This is a genomic window from Paenibacillus sp. Marseille-Q9583, assembly GCF_976954365.1.
Genome location: NZ_CDRJTB010000025.1, coordinates 56526 through 80148 on the forward strand (window position 1 = coordinate 56526; position 23623 = coordinate 80148).

The 23623-nt window shown below is 44.9% G+C and carries 14 protein-coding genes and 1 riboswitch; of the genes, 11 read left to right on the forward strand and 3 right to left on the reverse strand.

Annotated elements, in window-relative coordinates:
- The first annotated feature begins 82 nt into the window (after positions 1–82).
- From ACWNM1_RS13795 to ACWNM1_RS13820, 6 genes are all read left to right on the forward strand, one after another.
- Positions 83–877 (forward strand): Nif3-like dinuclear metal center hexameric protein, encoded by a 795-nt coding sequence (locus ACWNM1_RS13795; protein WP_449601361.1) that lies wholly within the window; start codon positions 83–85, stop codon positions 875–877.
- A gap of 85 nt (positions 878–962) precedes the next feature.
- Positions 963–1136, forward strand: coding sequence for a hypothetical protein (locus ACWNM1_RS13800; RefSeq protein WP_170880375.1), 174 nt, complete (start codon positions 963–965; stop codon positions 1134–1136).
- A 221-nt stretch (positions 1137–1357) separates the two neighbouring features.
- A riboswitch (cyclic di-AMP (ydaO/yuaA leader) is annotated at positions 1358–1542 on the forward strand.
- Positions 1543–1648: 106 nt separating this feature from the next.
- The gene (locus ACWNM1_RS13805) at positions 1649–2458 is read left to right on the forward strand and encodes an alpha/beta fold hydrolase (protein ID WP_076300380.1); all 810 of its coding nucleotides are present in this window, start codon (positions 1649–1651) and stop codon (positions 2456–2458) included.
- A gap of 156 nt (positions 2459–2614) precedes the next feature.
- Positions 2615–3673, forward strand: coding sequence for a selenide, water dikinase SelD (gene selD, locus ACWNM1_RS13810; protein WP_042191699.1), 1059 nt, complete (start codon positions 2615–2617; stop codon positions 3671–3673).
- Between the two features lie 57 nt (positions 3674–3730).
- On the forward strand, positions 3731–4768 hold the full coding sequence (mnmH, locus tag ACWNM1_RS13815; RefSeq protein WP_449601362.1) for a tRNA 2-selenouridine(34) synthase MnmH: 1038 nt from the start codon (positions 3731–3733) through the stop codon (positions 4766–4768).
- A 51-nt stretch (positions 4769–4819) separates the two neighbouring features.
- Positions 4820–5932, forward strand: a complete 1113-nt coding sequence (locus tag ACWNM1_RS13820; protein WP_449601363.1) for a cysteine desulfurase family protein — start codon at positions 4820–4822, stop codon at positions 5930–5932.
- Between the two features lie 103 nt (positions 5933–6035).
- Here ACWNM1_RS13820 and ACWNM1_RS13825 read toward each other — a convergent pair whose 3' ends face one another.
- Positions 6036–7829 (reverse strand): exosporium glycoprotein BclB-related protein, encoded by a 1794-nt coding sequence (locus tag ACWNM1_RS13825; protein WP_449601364.1) that lies wholly within the window; start codon positions 7827–7829, stop codon positions 6036–6038.
- A 233-nt stretch (positions 7830–8062) separates the two neighbouring features.
- On the reverse strand, positions 8063–8944 hold the full coding sequence (locus tag ACWNM1_RS13830) for an AraC family transcriptional regulator (RefSeq protein ID WP_449601365.1): 882 nt from the start codon (positions 8942–8944) through the stop codon (positions 8063–8065).
- A 160-nt stretch (positions 8945–9104) separates the two neighbouring features.
- Here ACWNM1_RS13830 and ACWNM1_RS13835 point away from each other — a divergent pair, with 160 nt between their 5' ends.
- The 4 genes from ACWNM1_RS13835 to ACWNM1_RS13850 all read left to right on the forward strand — a co-directional run bounded on the left by ACWNM1_RS13835 (position 9105) and on the right by ACWNM1_RS13850 (position 20611).
- On the forward strand, positions 9105–10502 hold the full coding sequence (locus ACWNM1_RS13835; protein WP_449601366.1) for an MATE family efflux transporter: 1398 nt from the start codon (positions 9105–9107) through the stop codon (positions 10500–10502).
- Between the two features lie 273 nt (positions 10503–10775).
- Positions 10776–11489, forward strand: a complete 714-nt coding sequence (locus tag ACWNM1_RS13840; RefSeq protein ID WP_449601367.1) for a hypothetical protein — start codon at positions 10776–10778, stop codon at positions 11487–11489.
- A gap of 136 nt (positions 11490–11625) precedes the next feature.
- Positions 11626–12636: a beta-ketoacyl-ACP synthase 3 gene (locus ACWNM1_RS13845; protein WP_449601368.1), complete on the forward strand. Its 1011-nt coding sequence runs from the start codon at positions 11626–11628 to the stop codon at positions 12634–12636.
- A gap of 454 nt (positions 12637–13090) precedes the next feature.
- Positions 13091–20611, forward strand: a complete 7521-nt coding sequence (locus ACWNM1_RS13850) for an S-layer homology domain-containing protein (RefSeq protein WP_449601369.1) — start codon at positions 13091–13093, stop codon at positions 20609–20611.
- A 114-nt stretch (positions 20612–20725) separates the two neighbouring features.
- Here the strand turns inward: ACWNM1_RS13850 and ACWNM1_RS13855 are convergent, their stop codons facing one another.
- Positions 20726–21742 carry a LacI family DNA-binding transcriptional regulator gene (locus ACWNM1_RS13855; protein WP_076285281.1) on the reverse strand — a complete coding sequence of 339 codons (1017 nt, stop codon included), beginning with the start codon at positions 21740–21742 and terminating at the stop codon, positions 20726–20728.
- A gap of 306 nt (positions 21743–22048) precedes the next feature.
- Between ACWNM1_RS13855 and ACWNM1_RS13860 the strand changes: the two genes are divergently transcribed.
- Positions 22049–23623 (forward strand): S-layer homology domain-containing protein (locus ACWNM1_RS13860; protein WP_449601370.1); only part of this gene is annotated, 1575 nt, incomplete at its 3' end.

Genomic DNA, 23623 nt, shown 5'->3' on the forward strand with positions numbered 1-23623 from the left:
TGAACCCGTCCTTATATCGATTAAGGGCGGGTTATTTATACGTTGATAGATTAGTAGAGTAGATCTCAAAGGGCGGATTAAAGTGAGCGTGACAATTAGAACGATTCTGGAAGATTTAATAGGAGCTATGGAACAGATAGATGGGACTGTGGATACGCTTAAGCCGGGGAATCCAGAAATGGTGATTACAGGGATGGTTACGGCATTTTGCGCTACGCAATATGTTGTGGAACGAACGGTTGCTATGAACGCCAATTTGTTGATCACACATGAAGGTGTGTATTACAGTCATCATGAGACGAGTGAGTGGTTAGAGGATGACCCTGTATATCTTGCGAAACTGAGTGTAATCGAGCGTTCTGAACTGGCTATTTTTCGTTATCATGATTATTGGCATCGGCATCAACCGGATGGGATCATGGTGGGCTTGCTGCGAGAGCTTGAATGGTCAGCCTATGTGGTTGAGCAGCAATCCACTGCTACAATCCTATCGATTCCAGCTATGACGGTAAGTGAAGCGGCTCAATATATAAAAAGAAAGCTAGGCATCTCCTATGTACGTGCTGCCGGAGACCTATCCCAGAAATGCAGACATGTGGGGATATTAGTAGGTTACAGAGGAGGTGGAACGATGGCTATTCCTCTTTTTAATCAGCACAATCTTGATTTAATTATTGCTGGCGAGGGCCCCGAATGGGAAACTCCAGAATATGTGAGGGATGCTGTCCACCAAGGCAGATCAAAAGCGCTGATTATGTTAGGTCATGCGGAAAGTGAAGCTCCAGGAATGAAATATTTAGCTGAAGTTCTGGCACAGAAATACCCAATGATTCCTACTTACTTTATTGCTGAACAACCGGTCTATCAGCTGGTTTAATTTCGTATAAACCGAAATGAAGAATAAATTTGCATATTATGGAGAAAATGATTGGAAACCAGGTCACTGAGAAAGGAGTGTTTCAATGGAAATTCCTTTGGAGGCTGATGAAGTGTTAAGTCGTATCAAAAAGCTTCAAACCGATGGAAGCTCGATCAGCAAAAAACAAGTGAAGCAAAGCGATCCTGATCTTATGAGAAGTGCGCTGTTCTTTTTTCCGAGCTGGGAACATGCATTGAAAAACGCCGATCTGTTGTAGCCATATGATTGTATAACGAAGCCGAGTGGTTCAGGGATTGATCTCTGATGGCCGCTCGGCTTTTTTTAGATATATTGAGTAAACAAGAGAAAAAGAAAGAGAAAACGAAGTGTATGCTCAATATGAAATGAAAAGCATGGCTTTCAACATTATTTTGCCCACGGCTCAACTTTACAAGAAACCTTACACGGAGTATGATTCATCACATAACTGACAATTACATAAGAAGTCCGCTTAATTTCCGTTAAGGAAAGCGGGGGAACCAACAACTGGGAACCAGTGTAACAATCGGTACTAGTTATGGGGTGAATCCTGTTCCAGGTGCATAAATGCATCCATGCAGGTAGGGCAACTCTCACTGCCCGAATCCGACAGCTAACCTCGTAAGCGTATGGAGAGAGGATGAATGGCGTATTTGATGATGAATAGCCACAGAGAATCCCTCTGTGGTTTTTTGCTGCGTTAAAAAGCAGATATAGTTGTAGAACCTATCTATGAAAGAGGTGTTAACTTTGCCTATTGCTAAACTGAATGGAACTTCGCTCTATTACGAAATCAATGGAACAGGGACTCCGGTTGTGTTTATCCATGGACATGGATTAACACATAGTATGTTCAAGCCACAATTGGAGTATTTTTCTGATAAATATAAAGTGATTCTGTGTGATTTACGGGGGAATGGCAAATCAGGTGAATTACTGCAGGCCCCAAACGAGATTATTGAAACTCAATGTCTAGATATAATTATGCTATTGAATGATTTGGGTATTCGTGAGGCTGTTTTTGTTGGGAGTGCCTATGGGGGGCTCGTCGTACAACATATTGCGAAGCAATATCCAGAGCGAGTAAAAGCGATTGTTGTCGCGGATAGCTTTTGTAGAAGTCAGGCGTCAACGATAATCGGTAAAATCCAGCTTATGGCTGCTTATTGCAGTTGGTTAATGTATTACGCTCCAAGTGAGCTTGTACTGCCTTCGATTCGTATGATGTACCGGGAACGCTGGAATCTGGCTTATAACGAGATTAGAAGAGGACTTCTCGATAAACGTCCACGGGAATTGTATCGGCAAAGGCTGGCTACGAGCCATGTGGATTACACTAGATGCTTAAAGTCTTTTAAGCGTCCCGCCTTATGTATTGTAGGTGACTTTAGTGAATTTGGAGTTAATTGTATGAAGGATATGGTATCTCAGCTGCCACATGCTCAGTTAGTGATCATTCCTAACGCATTAGATCCTAGTAATTTGTGTCAGCCGGAGAAATTTAATGCTATACTTCAGCGGTTTTTGGAGAAACAGCAGGAAACTCAGCAGATTAGTTGATCTTAGTGGTAAGTGAGAAATGAGGGGCGTCCCATAGCCGGGGAGTATGTACTGGCTACGGGGCGTTCTTCTGTATGTCTGTATTTTGTACAATGCTGTCTACTGATGTAAGATTAAAGATATTCGATATTAACTATCTAAAGGAGCTGAGTCATGATGTCTCAAGCCGAAACCATAAAATTGACCTCATTATCTTCAAAAGGGGGCTGCGGCTGCAAAATCGGTCCCGCCGATCTCATGCAGGTTATTCGCAGTCTACCACCAACCGTTCCTAATCCGGATCTACTTGTAGGTCTAGACACCAGTGATGACGCTGGGGTATATCGATTAAGTGATGATCTAGCGTTAGTGCAAACTGTTGATTTTTTCACGCCGATCGTGGATGACCCGTATTCCTTTGGGCAAATTGCAGCAGCTAATGCGTTAAGTGATATTTATGCTATGGGCGGCAAGCCGCTTACAGTGCTTAATATTGTGGCCTTCCCTATTTCTGTTTTGGACAAAAGCATTCTCGGTGACATTTTGCGCGGTGCAGCAGATAAAGTGCAGGAAGCAGGAGCAACGCTTGTGGGCGGACATTCCATCGACGATAAAGAGCCTAAATTTGGATTGGCCGTTACGGGCCTTGTGCATCCGGACAAAGTAAGAACGAATGCAGGTGCGCAGGTAGGAGACAAGCTGATTTTGACTAAACCTATCGGAGTGGGCATCTTAACGACTTCTATTAAAAAGGATCAGCTATCCCCAGAAGAAACTACACGCCTTACGACAGTCATGTCTACATTGAATAAAAAAGCGGCTGAAATCATGGAGCCCTATGATGTACATGCTTGTACAGATGTTACCGGATTCGGGTTGCTTGGACATGCCTCGGAAATGGCAAAAGGGAGCAATCACGGACTGATTATTCGTCAAGGCGATGTACCGATGCTGCCACGAGTAAGAGAGCTCGCGGAGCAGGGCTTTGTTCCAGGCGGCACTAAGAATAACTTTGCCCATTTGGAGGGCAGTATTCTATATCCGGAAGAGATGGACCAATTAAGCCGCTATATTCTGTGTGATGCTGTGACTTCCGGTGGATTGCTGATCTCTGTTGCTCCAGAACAAAGTGAGGATTTGCTAAAAGAGTTAGTAGATGCAGGTGTGGAAGCAGCATTGATCGGAGAGGTAACGGAAGAACATCCGGGTCAGATTGCAGTTATAGCTGCGCAATAACGCTGGAGTTCAGCTTAGAGGCGACCTAAGAAGTTAGCCACCAGAGGAGAGAGCGCATTGTTTCAGGATATTACACTGGAAGAACTAAGAGTGTTAAAGAATAAGAAGCAGATCACCGTTATCGACGTTCGATCTCCTTCTGAATATAAAGACTCGACATTGCCAGAGAGTTTGAATATTCCTTTTTTTGACGATGAGGAACGAGCTGAAGTAGGTACATTGTATAAACAGATAAGTGTGCAGGCTGCGAAAGAACGCGGTTTGGAGATTGCTGCGGCGAAGCTACCTTCCTTTGTCAAAGAATTTGCTGCGATTCAAGGGGACAAGGCTGTATTCTGCTGGAGGGGAGGTATGCGCAGCCGTACAACTGCGACCGTACTTTCTTTAATGGATATTCACGCTTACCGATTGATTGGCGGCTATAAAGCTTACCGTAAATGGGTACTGGATGAACTGGAGTCCTATGAATTTAAGGCGAAGCCTTATGTCATTCATGGAAATACGGGTACAGGTAAAACAAACCTGCTGCACCGCCTGAAGACACAGAGCTATCCTGTTCTGGATTTGGAAGGAATGGCAGGTCACCGCGGTTCTATCTTTGGCGAGATCGGACTTCATGCAAACAATCAAAAAACGTTCGATAGTCTTCTTATGGAGGAATTAATTAAGCTTGGGGATGCTCCTTATGTACTGTTTGAAGCGGAGAGCAAAAAGATTGGGAAGGTCGTAATGCCCCCATTCATGGCCGAGCAGAAAGAGATCGGAACACAGATTTGGATTGAGATGCCACTACAAGCCAGAGTGCAGCAAATCCTTGAGGACTATAAACCAGAAGTGTACAAGGATCAGTGTATTTCAGCTTTTCGAAGTATCAAATCGCGAATTCATATCCCCATTGCGGCGGAAATCGAGCGGTGCTTGCAAGCTGATATGTTCGGAGAGGCTGTTGCGCTGCTGTTAGAATACTACTATGATCCTAAATACGATTATACGTCTACTCAGTATGAAGGCATTGAGAGAGTTACCTTTAAGGTGAACAATTTGGATGAAGCTGAGGCTGCGGTGATCTCTTTTTTAAGTAATCAGAAGGTATAAGCTTTATGTATCGTAAAGTATGAGGGGTTTAGAGGAGGCTCGGCTTAACAAATGATCTATTTAGACTATAACGCTACAACACCTGTAGATAAGGAAGTAGCAGAGGTTATGATTCCTTATCTTTATGGTCATTTTGGCAATCCTTCAAGCAGTCATTCTTTGGGACATGAAGCTAAAGTCGGAATCGAGCGAGCAAGAACACAGGTGGCTAATTTCCTGAATTGTACGCCGGGTGAGGTGCTTTTTACAAGCGGGGGCAGCGAGTCGAATAATACCGTCATCAAGGGCGTCGCCCAAACGTATCGACATAAAGGCAATCACATTATTGTGTCTGCTGTGGAGCATCCTGCGGTAATAAAACCGTGTCAGTATCTGGAGCAGTTGGGTTACACGATTACTTATGTACCTGTTGACGCGTATGGAATGGTGCAGGTAAATGATGTGAAAAATCAGCTTACAGACCAAACTATACTAGTCTCCATTATGCACTCTAACAACGAAACGGGCACGATTCAGCCAATCAAAGAAATAGCCGAGGTCTGCCATGAACGGGGTGTCCTTATACATACCGATGCTTCGCAGTCCGCTGGAAAAGTAGAGCTTGATGTGGCTGAGTTAGGGGTGGATTTTCTAACGCTGGCAGGCCATAAATTATATGCGCCAAAAGGGATTGGAGCATTGTACATCCGAGAGGGCATTCACATCGAACCATTAATTCACGGAGCGGGTCATGAGCAGGGGAGACGTGCCGGAACGGAAAACACCCCTTATATTATTGGATTAGGAAAAGCCTGTGAGCTTGCTTCGGACTCTGCATCCAGAGAGCGTGTGAAAGAAGTAGCGGATTATTTCTACGATAGATTGCAGGAGGCATTTGGCGACAGAATTCACCTGAATGGTCATAGGCATAAGCGATTGCCCAACACGCTTAACGTTAGTTTTCTTGGAGCGGTGGGTCACGAAGTGATTGCTTCGCTGGAAGATGTGGCTGCCTCAACAGGTTCAGCGTGTCATTCTGGAGAAACATTGATTTCACCTGTTCTAAAGGCAATGAATGTCTCTGCAAGTATTGGGCAGGGAGCGGTTCGTTTTAGTGTGGGACGGTATACGACTAAAGCGGAGATCGATGAGGTTATGGGTAAGCTAAAGAACAGCGGCTTCTGAACCCGAAAGATTAGAAAGCTAATGCATTGCATCATTAATTTTCAACAAAAGCATCTGTCACTCCTTTAGTGGGGAAGGCAGATGCTTTTGTTTGTGTTAGTGATTACACAATAGTAAAACCTGCACTTGCATAACCAGTGACTGTATTTACAAGGGTAAGACCTGTAGCAGTGGCTGAGAATACCATAAGAAGACGTGTCTGCGGTGTTACAGCAAAATTGATACCATTCGTAATTCCGCTGACAAAAGTTCCTAAATTAATAGTACCAGTGATAGATGGAAGTGGTACTATTGCGCCTGGAATAGGAGTAAATGTATTATTTGGTGTGGCCGATTGGTACAATTGCGCTGTTACATTTATCGTAGTACCAAGAAGCGATAAAGCAATAGTATTACTGAAGTAAGCAGCAATAGATGTAATCACTCCTGAACGAGGAACCGACATGGCAAAGTTGATAAGAGGTCCAAGAACAGTACCTGTCAAATCAATATTTCCACCAACAAGAGAAATGCCAGTAGCTGAATTTCCGAAGCCTATGAGGCTTGTTGTTCCAACCAAACCACCTAAAACCGTGGTCATAATAATAGGTCCTCCAGATGCTAGTGGAATGATTGCGCCCTCACCGGTTGCCCCAGTAACTCCAGTAACTCCGGTAACCCCCGTAGCTCCAGCAAGCCCGGCAGTACCCGTAGCCCCCGTCGGTCCAGCAAGCCCGGCAGTACCCGTAGCCCCCGTCGGTCCAGCAAGCCCGGCAGTACCCGTAGCCCCCGTCGGTCCAGCAAGCCCGGCAGTACCCGTAGCCCCCGTCGGTCCAGCAAGCCCGGCGGTACCCGTAGCGCCTGTCGGCCCAGCAAGCCCAGCAGCACCCGTAGCCCCCGTCGGTCCAGCAAGCCCGGCGGTACCTGTAGCGCCTGTCGGTCCAGCAAGCCCGGCGGTACCCGTAGCGCCTGTCGGCCCAGCAAGCCCAGCAGCACCCGTAGCGCCTGTCGGTCCAGCAAGCCCGGCAGTACCCGTAGCGCCTGTCGGCCCAGTTGCCCCTGCTCCAGGACCTGGAGGTCCCTGTATACCTTGCGCACCAGTCGCACCAGTCGCGCCTGTCCCACCAACACCATATTCCCCTTGAGGTCCTTGCGCTCCTTGAGGTCCTTGAGGTCCTTGAGGTCCTTGAGGTCCCTGAGGCCCTTGAGGTCCTTGCGCCCCAGTCGCGCCTGTCGCTCCACCAGCAATTAGCAAATAATCTGACGAACTACCTGGTGTTCCTTTGGGTCCGGCAACAGTAGCTATATAAGTGCTGCCATTATAGGTTACTACTTGACCCGCTGGATACAATGGGCTTTGTGCCGGATTAAAGACTACAATACCTTGCAGCCCTGCACCAGTGGTTCCTTGAGGACCTTGAGTTCCCTGGGGTCCCTGAGGACCTTGTGGCCCCGTCGCACCCTTAATAGGTAAGCCGAGCGCTTGTGAAATAGAAGCTTGAATATGTCTGATTTGAATTACCAACTGATCTTTACAATGAGAGTCTATTTTCGTGGCGAGGACAAAAGATAATAACTCGGCTAACAACTGTTGAAGATTAGTACCCACGCTCACGACGGAGAAGGGACTGACCTCAGTAGATACAATGGTTATTTCTACTACAGAAAGAAGCTCCGTTCTAAAAGGGCTGCATATCCTAGCCTCATGCAAGAATTCCATGAGCTCTCTTAACACTCTTTGAAGATTGGAAATATGAAGTGTAGTGGGATTCGTAAGTGCGGGAGGTACCACTGTAGCAAGCTCTGTGACTATTTTTAATAGTGCAGCACACTCTCTTTTTCTAATAGGACTGCTTATTCTTCCTTGTTTGTTTAGGATAGCGTCACCTTTGAATGGTCTATGATAATGATCCGACATGCTTCTGTATCTCCTCCTTGAGCTTCTCCTTTTCATACCTTTAAAAATTGGGAACCTGCCCAATCAGCATATTCAGAGAAGCTGAAGTTGTTACAGTAATCGCTCTGGAAGTCGATATCCATAAATCTCTATCAAAAAGGCAGACCACCAAGAAATACGGTAGTCTGCCTTTTTGATAGAGTAGTTAATTAACATCGCTCTTCATAAGAGCGATTCTTTTAATTGAAGGGCAATTAGGAGAAGCGCTGGCGGAATTCCCGCGGAGTGGTTCCCTCAATGCGGACGAAGCTGGAGCTGAAGTAAGGCGCTTGATTGAAGCCGACCTCCTCGGCGATCCGGGCAATCGTGTAACTGGTCTGCATTAGCAATAGCTTACTCTGCTGAATTCGGTAGTGCAGAAGGTAATCCATAGGTGCACAGCCGTATTCCTTTTTCATGCAACGAGCGATATATACAGGATGAAAGTTCAGGTTCTCCCCTAGCTGCTGTGCTGTGATACGCTCACGGAAATGACTACGCAAGTAGGAGGCAGCTTGCTCTGCACATATTTTGGAGGGAGAGGGACGCTCATGGCGCAGAGAGGCAGATAATTGCTGGAGAACCTCTTGGAATAGCAGCTGCTGCTGAAATGGAGTATCGCTCAAATGGGAATTAGGCGCTAGTTGATTCAGCTGCGAGAGCAGTTCTTCCATCTTGGACGGTTGCAGCAGAGAGGTATATTGGGGCAGCTGTAAGGTAAAAGTGCGTATATTAAATTCGTCTGAATGAAGAGGATTCTCCACTCTGGTGTGTTCTGTCTCTGGTGTTGAAGCTGTAGCCTCGGAAATATTCCAATCGCCCACTGTCTGAAAATGCAGCCAATAATAAGAGGTGTGTTCCTTGCAGCTGTCCGTACTGAAATGATGGCTATCTGGACGAAGAAGCAGTGCCTGACCTGCACGTACCTGAAAGGTGCGACCTCCTTCATTCATATATAGGCAGCCCTGCTTGACTACAAGTAAGTCAAAAACCTTGATATTGTGGCGGCTCATGTGGTAATGCCCTGGTGAGAAGGTGTGCAATCCACTTACGATATAATAGGGCATTGGCGGGACGGTAAAATTAATAATGTTCATGGAGAGATCTCCTTTTATGAGGTTCAAATAGTGAAATTATTAGTTTGAAATCTGTACCATCACCAAAAGTATATCATCTATAATTTAGTCTGACCTAAAGAAAAAATATGCTGTTTCTTAGGTCCAGTATGCATGTTTGGTTTAAGGGGAGGTTTATTTAGTGAAAAAAGAAAGACAGGGCTTTGGACTATGGGTATTGGCTTGGCCTATATTTATAGAGGTGTTTCTACAGACCCTGCTAGGTACGGTGGATACGCTCATGGTCAGCCGTATTTCAGACGATGCAGTCGCCGTAGTCGGCATTTCCAATCAATTGTTCGGTGCGTTGACCACACTTTTTACCACCTTTGCGGGCGGGGCGGGGATCCTGATCGCGCAAAGAATGGGTTCAAAACGTTTCAGCGAAGCGCGTACGATTGCAATTATGGGCGTATCGGTTAGTCTCATTCTTGGTATTGTCGTGAGTATCATCCTGTTCTTCTATGCGGGTCCAATAGCGGGGATTCTAAATATATCGCCTGAGCTATTATCACTGTCCAATATCTATATCTCTTATGTCGGTGGTGGTCTGTTTTTAGTGGGGATGATTGCTTCCCTTGGAACAGCGATTCGTAATACAGGGAACACCAGGGGACCAATGTACACAGGGGTCATCATAAATGTCATTCACATTATTCTGAACTATACTTTTATATTCGGGATGTTCGGTCTGCCACAGCTAGGGCTTGCGGGAATCGCAATCTCAAGTATTATCAGTAGACTGGTCGGTGTGATCATGCTGTATACCATGTTTAGAGGTTCCTTCGAGATTAAGATTAGACTTAGGGACTTCCGTATATTCAACGGCAAGCTATTCAAGGAAATTATAAGGATTGCTTGGCCTCTAGGGGTTAATTCTTCCTGCTGGGTGTTCTCTCAGTTGATTGTCTATTCCTTTCTAGCCTCACTGGGTGCAGAAGCGTTAGCCGCACGGACTTATCTCAATACCTTAGAGTCCTTTTGCTTCACGTTAGGGTATGCGATCGCGCTGGCTGGACAGATACAGATTGCACATTTGTTCGGGGCAGGGAAGCTGAAGGAGGCTTATCGTAGTGCATATCGCACGCTGTATATCGGCTTGGCTATTGTATCAGCGAACATGTTACTGCTATTTCTTTTCGGCAGGAATCTACTAGGTTATTTCACTTCCGACCCGCGGATTATTGCGATTGGGATTTCCCTACTGGCCCTAAATCTCCTACTGCAACCTTGCAAAATGCTGAATATGGGCATGGGTAATGCGCTGAACGCCATCGGCGATACCCGTTATACGATGTATACTTCCATCGTGTCTATGTCCATTATTGGAGTGGGATGTTCTTACTGGTTTGGAATCAGCTTAGGCTGGGGGCTCACAGGGATCTACTGCTGTATGATTACTGATGAATTTGTGCGGGGGATGCTTGTTCTAATGCGCTGGAGAGGGAGGAAAGTTATCCGTCAGGCGGATATCGGTTTGAGTGAAGGGAATGCCTCATTACATGGATCAGGGAAAAGGAGTACTTCGTTAACTATATGAGCGGGACTCTATAAGCCGACACCAATCCCCATCTGCTGCGCCATCGCCCACCGAGCTGTGGATGTTGGGTGATGTTTTTGGAGAGAGGCTACCAATGAGTAAATAATTACTTAAGGGTTAGCCTCTTTTTTGTGGGAATAAAAATTTAAGTTTGATGGTTCTGAAATTTGATTATTCATTCATATAGAATTTGATTCTATGATATAAATGAGTTAGCCTTTAGAGCATGGGTAGCTATTTTATGAATACATACTACTGAAGGGTTTGAGGAAAATGCCGTTAAAATGGAAAGGCTTGACGATCCTAACACTGCTCTTAATGATGATACTAATATCGGGATGTTCTAATGGCACTGTTCATGTCACGGTGAATAAGAATCGGAGCGTAGATTTAGCAATGAATGTGAAATTGGATTCCCGAACAGAAGCATTGATCAGCGATAAAATGGAGAAGAGTCTAACAGACAAATTGAAGGAGGAAGGGATTCAACTAGAGAAAAGACAAGAAGGTAAGTCTACAGTCTATCAAATCCAGAAAAATTACGCTTCATTTGAGGATATAGGTTCAACCTCTATGGGGCTGGATATTGTGGATTTACAGCTCGTTACTAAAAAGAATTTGTTATATACCAAGTATGATGTTGAGGCACAGCCTCAATTTAATAGTTATATGGATACCATTATGGATAACATGGGGACATTGAGTTTATCAAAGCCGATTATTCGGGCGGTGTTGAAAAACTTTGCATTTGATTTTAAATTAACGTTGCCAATAGATCTAATTGGTGATAATAATGCAGCTATTGATGAAGGCAGAACACTTACCTGGAATGTTACCCTGGGGGATACGGAGCCGATCAAAATGCAGGTTTATGTGCCAAATGTATGGAATATTGTGATCGTGTTAATCATCTTAGTGGTGGTGATCATTGCTGCGATTCTATTTTTCGTTAGAAAAAGAAAACACCGTAAAGTAAATCGTGCTTAAGTGGTTCGAGATATGTATTGATAGTGAGTGCCGGGAAGCCATGCTGCTTTACCGGCTTTCTTTACTTTATAGCAGGTGTAGAGTTATAATTAGTACCAAGTACTAATATCAGATACTAAATGAAGAGGTGATTGGAATGACAGGTGCAAAAATTACAGCTATCGGAACTTATGTCCCGGAAAAAAGACTGACGAATGCCGATCTTGAGCAGATGGTGGATACTGATAATGAGTGGATTGTTGGGCGGACTGGAATTCGTGAACGCAGAATTAGTCGGCAGGATGAATACACAAGCGATTTATGTGTATCGGCAGTACAGGATCTAATGAAACGTTATGGAAAAAACGTTGAGGATGTGGATATGGTCCTTGTAGCTACTAGTACACCTGATTTTTCCTTTCCCTCAGTAGCTTCTTTGATTCAAGACCGCTTAAATATTCCGCAGACTGCAGGAGCTATAGATTTGAGCGCAGCCTGTGCGGGTTTTGTATATGCACTTCATACAGCTCATAGCTATGTTGCTTCAGGGATGCACCGTAAGGTTCTAGTGATTGGTGCGGATACGATCTCCAAGATTACAGATTATACTGATCGCAGTACATGTATCCTTTTTGGTGATGGGGCCGGTGCAGTGCTTGTGGAGAGTGATAGGCAATCGACGGGATTTTTAGGCTTTCAGCTAGCTAGTGATGGCAGCGGCGCGCATCATGTGTATCGCACGGGTCTAGCCCATACGGTGAATAATATTGAACTGGTAGATACACAGATGCTCGTACAGAACGGACGCGAGGTATTTCGTTGGGCGGTCAGAACCGTTCCTCTCGGTGTACAGCAGCTGCTTGAAAAAGCAGAAGTGGGTCTGGAGCAAGTCGATTGGTTTATTCCACACAGCGCAAATATGAGAATGATTGAGCCGATTTGCGAGCGTATGAACTATCCGATGGAGCAAGTGCTGCATAGTCTTGTGAATTTTGGCAATACTTCTGCCGCAACAATTCCCTTAGCTCTTGATTTGGGCATTCGTGAAGGCAAAGTAAAGAACGGGCAAAAGATTCTGATGTATGGCTTTGGTGCGGGGCTGACACAGGCCGGTCAACTGGTAGAGCTGAACTTGGATGAGCAAGTAGGGGAGCCGACTTTATTGTGAGTTGTTCAGGTAAACATAAATAATAAAACATTGTTAAAGCAACGACCGTTTCTCGGTATTTTTTCGAGGAACGGTCGTTTTTGTTTCATTACTAAAAGTATTTCTGGGCATATATTATGCATGTATTAGGCTATTGTTGTGATCATATTTGGCTAAAGATATGCAGATGTTATTTATTTATTAGGCATGTTTTGGGATTGAGTTAGGCGGTTTGACCCATATCACAGTCTTTGGATGCATCTTTTGAATTTTACAGATATTTAATGCTAGGCAAATAAACCATACCTACAATATACACAGCAGACTCCAGTCTACCCAAAAAAAGTATGGGTTGAATGGGATGAAGAAAGGAGGAGTTATCGAATATATCCGAGATAAGGGTAGCTAGCTCATCTGTTGATGGAGAGTTTTCATGTGATTCAAAACTATAAAATAATGCTTGGGAGAGATGATTTTGTTCAGAAAAGGTAGGAAATTTGTTGCTTTATTACTGGCACTCACAGTGATTTGTTCTACGATGCCGAATATCACCCCTGTGTTTGCAGCTGAAGAATCTGAGATTCTATCTGTAGATCAACCAACGACTTCTGTACCCACCGGCCGATATGAAGAAGCACAGACGATCCACCTCACAACTGCAACGCAGAATGCTGACATTTACTATACACTCGACGGCACGCTTCCGGATGTTCATAGTTTGAAATATAACGGGCCGATCTCGATCTCCAAAACAACGAATTTGTCAGCCATTGCGATCAAAAATGGTGTGGCAAGTAAAGGAGTAACCTTCTCTTATATCATCAAGACCAAAGAAAAGCCATTACTCCAGTTTGTAGCGATGTCAGACGTACATGTGGGCTCACATGCTTCAGCAGATGCACGTTATACCCAATTCTTTGATACGATAGGGTCGATTTTCCCGAACCCGGATGCGATACTCGTCGTTGGCGATATGATTAATGACAATGGGAACGACAAGCCTAATGACCATGCGATGGTTCGGGAAATTTTTGAGCAAAACTTAGCTAGAAAGCAGTGGAATAACACCCAGATCCGAATGGCTATAGGTAACCACGATTCCACCGTTGCTAAAGTCAACGAACATTATCCCACGGACTGGTTTACAAGCCAGCCGAATGGCTATTATGAATCTGAAATCGGTGGCTATCATTTCTTATTTTTAAACGGGAACAACTACAACTCAGATACAGGTCAGCGTAATTGGCTAAAGGGTAGACTTGCAGAGCTCACAGCTGATCCGAAGAATCAGAATACCCCCATCTTCGTGAATGTGCACCAACCTATATCGAATACGGTAATGGATGGGCAACAGGCATCAAATCCTAATCTTTATGCGGATCTCAAAGACTATCCTCAAGTGATTACCTTCTCCGGACATTCCCATCTGAATATTAGTGATGATCGCTCCATTTACCAGAAGGATTTCACTTCAGTTAACCTTGGCTCCATGTCTTACATTGAATCCGATCGCGGTTACTCCCAAGTGACTAAGAAGGGACTTGAAGGACGTTTTGAATTTCCTGTCAGTCAGGCTGACTTCGTTGAGGTATATGCGGATCGGGTTGAAGTGGATCGGATTGCGTTTAACGCAGATCCTGGAGATATCTACACAGACGGTAAATGGACGGCCGAGCCGCAGCCTCCATTCAACAGTGCGGGTACAGTTGCTGGAGACAAGTGGGTCATTCAGCTAAAAGGCTCGACGAATGAAGCAATTAAGAGCAATTTCAAGTACACTACGGCTAACCGTAATAAGGTTGCTCCTGTATTCAATAGTGAACTCGACATAACGAATCAGGATACGGTACCTTTACTTTCCTTTAAGCAAGCGAAAGATGATCAATCTATGCATCATTATGAAATCAATGTTATCGATAAAAGGTCTGGAGTTAGTAGCAAATCTGTGAATGTATTCTCTGACTATTACTTTTCTCCGGTTCCGAATGCAATGAATATTCTACTCGAAGGACTTGCACCTCAAACTTCATACATTGTTCAAGTGACAGCTGTTGATGCCTACGGGAATCGCTCTGCAACGCTAGAGCAATCGTTCACAGCCGGCGATGAAGCACCTGAACTGACGCCAATTGATCCATCGACCATGTGGAAGGATCTAGTTGTCGATATGAGATTGGATGGTAACCAATCCGATGAAGCTAAAGACGTGACAGGGCTTGCAAGTCTAGCAGGCAATGTAACGTATGTCGATGGTAAATCCAATAAAGCTGCGCTCATTGCAGCGGGTAATAGTAATTATATTGATTTGGGTAAGCGTGATGATTTGAAATTCGGAGCAGGAAGCTTCACCGTGTCTTTCTGGCACAAAGGCAATCTTTCCGGGGATCAGACTATCCTTTCCAATAAAAACTGGAATAGTGGCGGTAATCTAGGTTGGTTTATTGGACCTGCCTCCACCAATGGTATGACCTTAAATATTAGTGATGGAACGAAAAGAGCGGATATTACAGCATCAAGTGTAGGAACGGAGTGGCATCTCTTTACCATTACAGCGGACAGAACAAACAACTTAGCAAAAGTTTATGTAGATGGGACGGAGAAGGCATCGGGGAGTATTGCCTCGCTTGGTACTCAAAGTGTAGATACAACCTTTAATACGCTGATTGGTGTGGATGGCAACAAAGGAAATGGCGGAGCAACGATTACCATAGATGATCTGAGAATCTGGAAGAGATCGCTCACAGCCACGGAAAACAAAGCATTGTCGGATTCCTATAAGGGTGTTCAGCTCTTTACCTTTGAACAGCTCACCACATTAATTCATGACGCTGCATCCTTCCAAAAGAACAGCGATAAAGTCAGTGGTGTATCTTACCCGAAAGACCAGCTAGACGAGCTTGCGAACCAACTTCAGAAAGCCAGACAACTAGCGGCAAGTAATAGCCCAACCGAAATTGACCTTGCTTATGTCGAGCTTCAGTGGGTCTATAAAAAAATACAACAGTCAGCAATATATTCCTTTATTCCTAAGAACGCATTCACTATCAACTCCTTTAGTTCTTATGCGGACAATGAAAATGCCAATGCTGCGAACATCCTAGATAACGATACCGCTACGATTTGGCATTCCAAATGGCAGGAGCCTGCAGCTTCATTTCCACATTGGGTGATTATCGACATGAAGGCTAGTAAGAACTTAACTGGTATTGGGCGCACTAGCCGCTTAAGTCAGACGGCTCTGGAATTTCCAAAGGATTTTGAACTCTACGCCTCGGATCAATTATCGGATTTGACCGATCCGGCGTACCTGAGCAATCCGGCGAATAAAGCGATCGGCACATTCCAGAAAACCTGGAAAGGCACGAGCTATCAAGACTTCAATATTTTGGATAAAGCGATACAAGGTAGATATGTGAAATTTGTTGTCACGAGCACCTATAACCCAACCGCTTTATTCACCAGTATGAGTGAAATCGATTTTACTGGAAGCTCAGTGCTCTCTGCGGATACACTTCTACAGATGTCCTTCGAGAATAATTTAGAGGATCAATCTGTAAATGCTATACCGGCAACATCGGTTAAAGATCCACAGTTCGTGAAGGGTCGCGTCGGACAAGCCTTGAGTATCGATTCCAAGAGCTCAGCGCTGCAATATGTTGATCTTGGCAAGCCAACAAGTCTGCAATTCGGTAAGGACAAGAACTTCTCGTTCGCATTTTGGGTTAAATCGCCTTCTGTCTCAGGAGACCCTGCAATTCTATCCAACAAAAATTGGGATTCCGGTGCAAATGTAGGTTATGCCTTAGCGCTGAAGGGAAGTGCACTCCAATGGAACTTTAATACATCCGGCGAATCGCGTGCAGATGCCCAAATTCCAAATGTTGTAGACGGCACCTGGCATCATATCGCCATATCGCATGATCGTTCTTCAGGGCGAGTTGATTTTTATAAAGATGGTGTTCCTGTAAAAGTGACCAAAGTTAATGGCACGAACTATCAGGGTATAGCAAGCACCATGACCATTGCAGGTCGAACGGGTACGCTGGATACAGGATTGTCAACCATGATCGGAAATGATGGTACAGGCAATTACAGCAATGCGCTGCAAGTACAGCTTGATGAGCTTCATATGTATGGAAGAACATTAACCGCCCAGGAAGTTTCTAATATGTATAACAGTGCTCCGCCGCTTGCTTCCATTGAGGATTTTTCAGGCTCATTAAATCTGATCGGAGCTAAGCACACGGTTCAAGGTACGCAATTCCGATATAATCTAGATCTGCGTACACCTGATATGACGACTAAAGTGGACAAAGCTGTCGTTGAGATAGCTTATGATCCAGAACAGTTCGAATTTGTCAGCGCATCTCGCGCAACGAAGACAGACGATTCGACCCCTGGTATCGTTAGACTAGAACTGCCAGGAGGTAATGTCTATAACATCGAGAATCCGCTGGAGTATGCAAAGTCCAGAATCTCGGAGCTCAAGTTCAATACGCTTGGTACTTCCGGCCAAGGCATCATTGAAGTTAAGCATGCGAATTTCTATACTGGATCAACAAAACTAACGATTAAGGCATTTGAATCGGCGCCTGCCGTTATTCAGATCCATGCTAAAGCTTCCGAAGATCTTAATGCAGATGGTTATGTTACGATAGGTGACCTTGCACTTGCGCAAGGCATTTCGGATGAAGAGCTGGCAGATATGGCAGCCCAAGCCCACTACCAACCCTATAAACGTGTAGTTGTCATCGGGATTGATGGTGGGGGTGTAGCGGTCTCCAAGGATGCTCCTTATTGGGAGACGCCTAGCTCCAAGAAAGAAAAGGTAGGCGATCGCCTGCAAATTCCAGCCATTCGGAACATTATCGAGCATGGAGCTATTAGCTATACGGCTAAAACTACTTTACCTTCCAGCTCATCTCCAAACTGGGGTTCGATGATTAATGGTGTTGGTTATGAGAAGCATGGTCTATATAATGACGATACCGCAGCCTACACGTACAGTGAATCATGGGACTACCCAACGGTATTCAAAAAAATTAGGGAGGCATTGCCTGCTACTAAACAAACGGTATTCTCCACCTGGAGCAACATCGTTCAGGGGCATATTGAACCTTCAGTTGGTGTCGAAGGCTATTCCCTAGGAGATGAAGCTGATGTAGCGGCGTTCACGCAATACGCAGCTAGCGGCAAAGCGAAAGATACCTCGTTAATTTTCTTCCAATTGGATGATATGGATGGGGCGGGCCATGGTGATGGATTCTATACGAAGTCGTATTATGAGCAAATAAAGAAGACGGATAAGAACATTAAGACCATCTATGATGCTTTAAAGAACAATAATTTGTTGGAAGACACGCTCATCCTCATGCTGCCTGACCATGGTGGGGGTAAAGAGAATGCAGACGGAACTTTGGGTATGGCAACAAGTCATGGGCAAGATGAGCCCCTTGCCACCACAATCTTCTTCGCGGCGAATGGTAGAACAGTAGCCACCGAAGACGGGAAGGAAAAATTATTGCAAGGTGGGAATACAAGAGATTTGGCTGCAACAGTTCTAACTGCACTTGGCCTGAACCCATCCATTGGAGATTCTCATGTCATTGACGGTATGTTCATACCTCAAACCGAACAGAAACAATCGGGTGCTGCGGACTTGCGATTCACAAAATTAGTTGATGCTGCTACACAAAAGGTTAACGGTTATGAAGTATCAATCAACAATGCGACTTCAGATGTGACAGCCATCGATTTGAATGTAGACTCCAGCAGTCTCATCTTCTCATCGATTGAACCGGCTCAACCTGGCGTTAAGATTGTGCGCAAAGAGACGGTTAATGGAATGACAAGAATCATTCTAACCTCAACGAATGGCATCCAAGCAGATGCTCCGATTCTTAAGCTACGAGTATCACCACAAGAAAAGGCTACTGCTGTACAAATTACGCAAGCGATGATTGCAGATGCGAAAGGGCATGAAACGATGCCGAATTTGACCACTGCAACTAAAGAAGTACAGATCTCTCAGGCAACACTAGTAGATCTTCAGGTAAACGGTCAATCGTTGATCGGCTTCACACCGGATCAAATGAACTATGCGATTCGTGTACCGAATAATGTTTCGGTCGCAGAGGTCACTTATAAGGTAGCAGATCCTTTGCTAAGCGTTCATGTCATAGGTGGTAAATCTCTGCAAGTAGGCGAGAATCTGGTGGAAGTGCATGTCCAAGCTCCAGACGGCAGCTCGAATGTGTATACCATTATCGTCATCCGTGAGTCAGAATCCTTACCTAACCAAATTCTGCTGTCCGATCTACGAATGAATGGGGAAACTCTGCCAGCTTTTGCACCTAGTACGTTGAACTATAACGTAACGGTTCCCTATAGTACGTCGGTAACGGATATTACCTATACGGCATACGATCCGACTAGCGTAGTTAAGATTACGGGTAGTGGAGCCCTTGAGGTTGGTAGGAACGTCGTGAAGGTTACCGTGACAGCTCAAGACGGATTACTAAATAATTATACGATCATCATTACGCGTCAGCCTGAAGCGGAGTCTTCAAGCAATGCAGATCTGGTAGATCTTCGCGTTAATGGAACTACAATTCGTGGATTTGCCTCTGGGCAATACAACTACGAACTGACTGTACCTTACTCAACAACCGTTACGCGAGTAACCTATACAGCAGCGGATCCTATGGCTACTGTATCGATAACAGGCAGTGGAGATTTACATGTCGGCACTAATATGATCACCGTAACTGTGACAGCTCAAGATGGAACCAAACAGATTTACACTGTTTCTGTTATGCGCGAAAATGATACCTCGACAACACCACCAACGGGTGGGGAGAACCCAGGATCCAGCGTTACGCCGCCAGTGGTGGTGAAGCCGGAGCTGCCTGCAGGGGCGGTTGTTATCCCAGAGGAACTCTTAACGAAGAGTGCTGAAGGAAACATCATTTTGCAGCTTCAAGCGGATAAGAATCAAGTTATGATTCCGATCGATCAACTCGATCAGATCGGCAATAGGGATCTAGAGATTCAAATGAATGGGGTTCGTGCCGTTATGTCCTCCAAAGTATTGAATGAGCTTCGTAAGCTTCTGCCATCAACTGCGAAGACAGCAACAATACTTTTGAAGATGGAAGCCATTCAATCGAATCAACTTACAATAACTCCACCGTATTCACGGGTTAGTGACATTATGGACTTCTCATTACTCATGTCAGATGAGTTCGGTAATAAATATTCATTGAAGCAATTCCCTGTACCCGTGAAGATAACACTACCGATTCTGAATGGAACAAATCCAGTTCTAGCGGGTATTTATCGTATTGAGGAAAATGGTAGCTTTACCTATCTAGGGGGGACGATGAATCCATCCAAAACCAGTCTTACCGTAGATTTGAATCATTTTAGCCAATACGTTGTTCTTTCGTTCCAAAGCAGCTATCGAGATGTTCCTGAAAGTCACTGGGCATACAAGACTATTCAGGAACTATCTGCTAAACAAATTGTGAAGGGACAATCTGACGCTATGTTTAACCCATCGGGTTCCATCACAAGAGCAGAATATGCAGCTCTCATCAGCAGAGCGCTTTCCTTAACTGCGAGTCGCCCGACTTCATTCCAAGATGTAATCGCTGGATCGTGGTACGAAGAGGCGGTCAATGCAACCTTTGAAGCAGGTATTATTCAAGGCGTATCCGAGGATCGTTTTGACCCTAATCAACAGATTACCCGCGAGGAAATGGCAGCTATGCTGGTAAGAGCCTATGCATATCGTACGGGTGTTAAGCCGGAAGCAAGCTCATTCCATGGGACTAATGACAGTTCTAAAGTTAGTTCTTGGGCAGTAACCTATGTACAAGGTGCGCTAGAAGCTAAGCTTCTGACGGGTCATCAGGATGGTAACTTCCTTCCGCAATCGATGACAACCCGTGCCGAGGCCGCTCAGAGTATTTCAAATCTACTTGCGAAATTCTAAAATGAAATTGTAAGTTCCCTACATGAAAAATCCCCTCAAGTTAGACAATGCCTTAGACATCTTATCGAGGTCTGAGGCGTTGTAAACTTTGAGGGGATTTATTCATGTTATACCTTAAAATTTCAATTGGCTTCCGCAGGACTCGCGCACAACAAGCACTGGCTCCACAACAAATGAACCGCCACCTGACTGATTGTTAATCAAGTCATAGAGCATATGGGCAGCGAGGATACCAAGTCGTTGTTTGTTCTGACGGATGGTAGACAGTCTTGGTGTAGTATATTTACAGGCTTCGATATCATCACAGCCGATGATGGCGATATCCTCAGGGACCCGGAGGTCATGTTCTTTTAATGCACGGATGGCTCCTAAAGCCAGCAAATCAGAGGCAGCAAAAATGGCCTTTGGTAAACTGCCGCTTTGAATTAATTGTTGCATAGCCGTATACCCGCTGGACTCAAAGAAATCGTCGCCATGTACAAACCAACGCCGGTTCAAAGGGAGACCGAAACTTTCGATAGCTTTGGTATATCCTGCTTCCCGTAGATTGGATATTTCTGAATCCGCGGCACTTCCTATAAAACCAAGCTCCCTATAACCAAGAAGGTAAAAATGCTCTACGACCTTAGAGGATATTTGGAAGTTATCTGACATAACAAAGCCTGACTTCTTCCCTTTTAGTTCGAGATCTACCCCGATACAAGGGATACTGCTCATGTCCAGATCGTGGATCGTTGGCTCCATCTTCTGTCCAGATATAATGACACAGCCATCCACATTAAAATGAACAGCGCGCGCGAAGTAATCTCCACTGCTAATGAATTTTTCGTTTGAAAAGAAGATGAGATCGTATCCCAGTACACCCATTTGTTTCTTGAAGGAGTTTAATACCTCAACGAAAAAAGGGTGCGTAAATTCTACATTAAGCTCACCCGCAAAAATCACACCGATCAGATTCGATTTTTTGGTTGCAAGTGTCTTGGCGGAGTTGGATGGTGAATATCCAGTTTGCTCGATGATCTCCAGGACTCTTTTCTTGGTCTTTTCCGAAACATCGCTGTAATTATTCATAATTTTCGAAACGGTCGAGACAGAAACGCCTGCCATTTCGGCAATCATTTTGATATTCATATGTAGTATAAGCCACCCTCCGCTTAATAGTTGGAATATGGGGGAAAGACTGTAGTAGAGCGGTTATTTATGAGTTTTTTTGAATGGAGTGAAGAGTAAAACAGTTATTTTAAGTCTATTCTTATTGCCGAAACAAGTCAAACGGATATTTTAATACTGAGATATATTCCGAAAAAATAATGTAAAAAAATTCAAAATTATATCTTTACAAATATGGAAATCTAAGCAACAATAACATTGTCGAAACCGATTTCGATTCTTCGCTTGAATTACGAATATTACGAAATTCGAGGAGTGATGTTTAGGATGAAGAGGAATTTCACGGCAGCAATAGCTGCTATGCTCCTTGTCACCGGGCTGCTATCACCGGTTGGGAGCATGAATGCTTCAGCGGCAGAGCCATTAAAGGGAAACTCACCTGATTCAGCGGCAACGAAAGTGGAAAATGAAACAATCGATGTATTGAAAGCGTTTACGGATGTATCTCCAAGCCATTGGGCTGCAGGTCCATTACAGCGTTGGAGCGCAAATGGGATTATAAGTGGATATGACGATGGGTCGTTTCGACCGGGTAAGGAAGTCACAAAGGCAGAGTTCGCGGCTATTATGAATCGTATATTTAATTATCAGGAGCAATCGGATAAGCTTCCAGCGGATGTGCTGGCTACAGACTGGTATAAGAGTGATATTGCCAAAGGTATTGCAGCCGGATATTTAAGCAGTGATAAGAATAACAATATTTATCCTTCACATGCGCTTTCGCGTGCTGAGGCGGCGTTATCCTTAGAGAAAGTGTTTCGTTTCAATACGGGTAAAAGTAGTACAGCAGCATTCACTGATCTGAACGGAGTCAGTGATGAAACTGCGAAAGCGATAGCAGCTCTATCGGGTGCTGGCTTTATTAAAGGTTATCCTGGAGGTTTGTTTAAGCCTGAGGGCGGAATTACACGTGCAGAGCTTGCTCAGCTTGCTGATCGAATGGTTTCGGGACTCATCTTAAAAACGGGTGAGACTTCGCTTGGAACAGTAAAGGGCAATGTAGTCATTAATCATGCCGATGTGGTTCTCAAAGATACTGTCATTCAAGGCAATCTGTATTTAACGGAGGGAATTGCCGAAGGGAATGCGAAGCTTGAAGGTGTAAAGGTAACAGGGACTACGTTTGTACGAGGTGGCGGTGAGCAGAGTATTGGCTTACACAATACTTCTCTTGGGCTGCTTCAAGTAGCCAAACCTAACGGTAAGGTTCGAATTTATGCCAGCGGGTCAACAGCTGTGGGTACTGTACAGCTGCAATCCGGAGCTATCTTGGAAGAGAGTAGCGATCTTACGGGAGCAGGCTTTGGGGATGTTGAGATGAACGTCGTTCCTCATATTATCTCACTTCGAGGGATATTTGCAGCGGTTCGCTCCGCAGACTCAGCAGTCAGCGGTTCTTTGCTAAGAATCTCAGGAACTGTTGCCAGTCTTACGGTGGGCAGCTCAACGCAATTGACGCTGGAGAACAATGCACAGGTGGCCGCGTTAATCCTGACTGCGAGCGCTGGAGGCACAGCGATTCAAGGCAGCGGAAGCGTAATCTCAATAGATAACAAAGCCGATGGAGTAACGATTGGCGGCTCGCCAGTGAAAAAAGGAAACACCGGTAAAACGACACTGCCAGTAGCAACTTCAGCCTCGAGCAGTTCTGGTAATGGAGGTCCGACACCAACCTCTACACCAACCGAAACACCAACACCTACAGTGACGCCGACACCAACGGTAACGCCGACACCAACGGTAACGCCGACACCGACAGCTACACCGACACCGACAGCTACACCGACACCGACACCGACACCGACACCGACACCGACACCGACACCGACACCGACACCGACA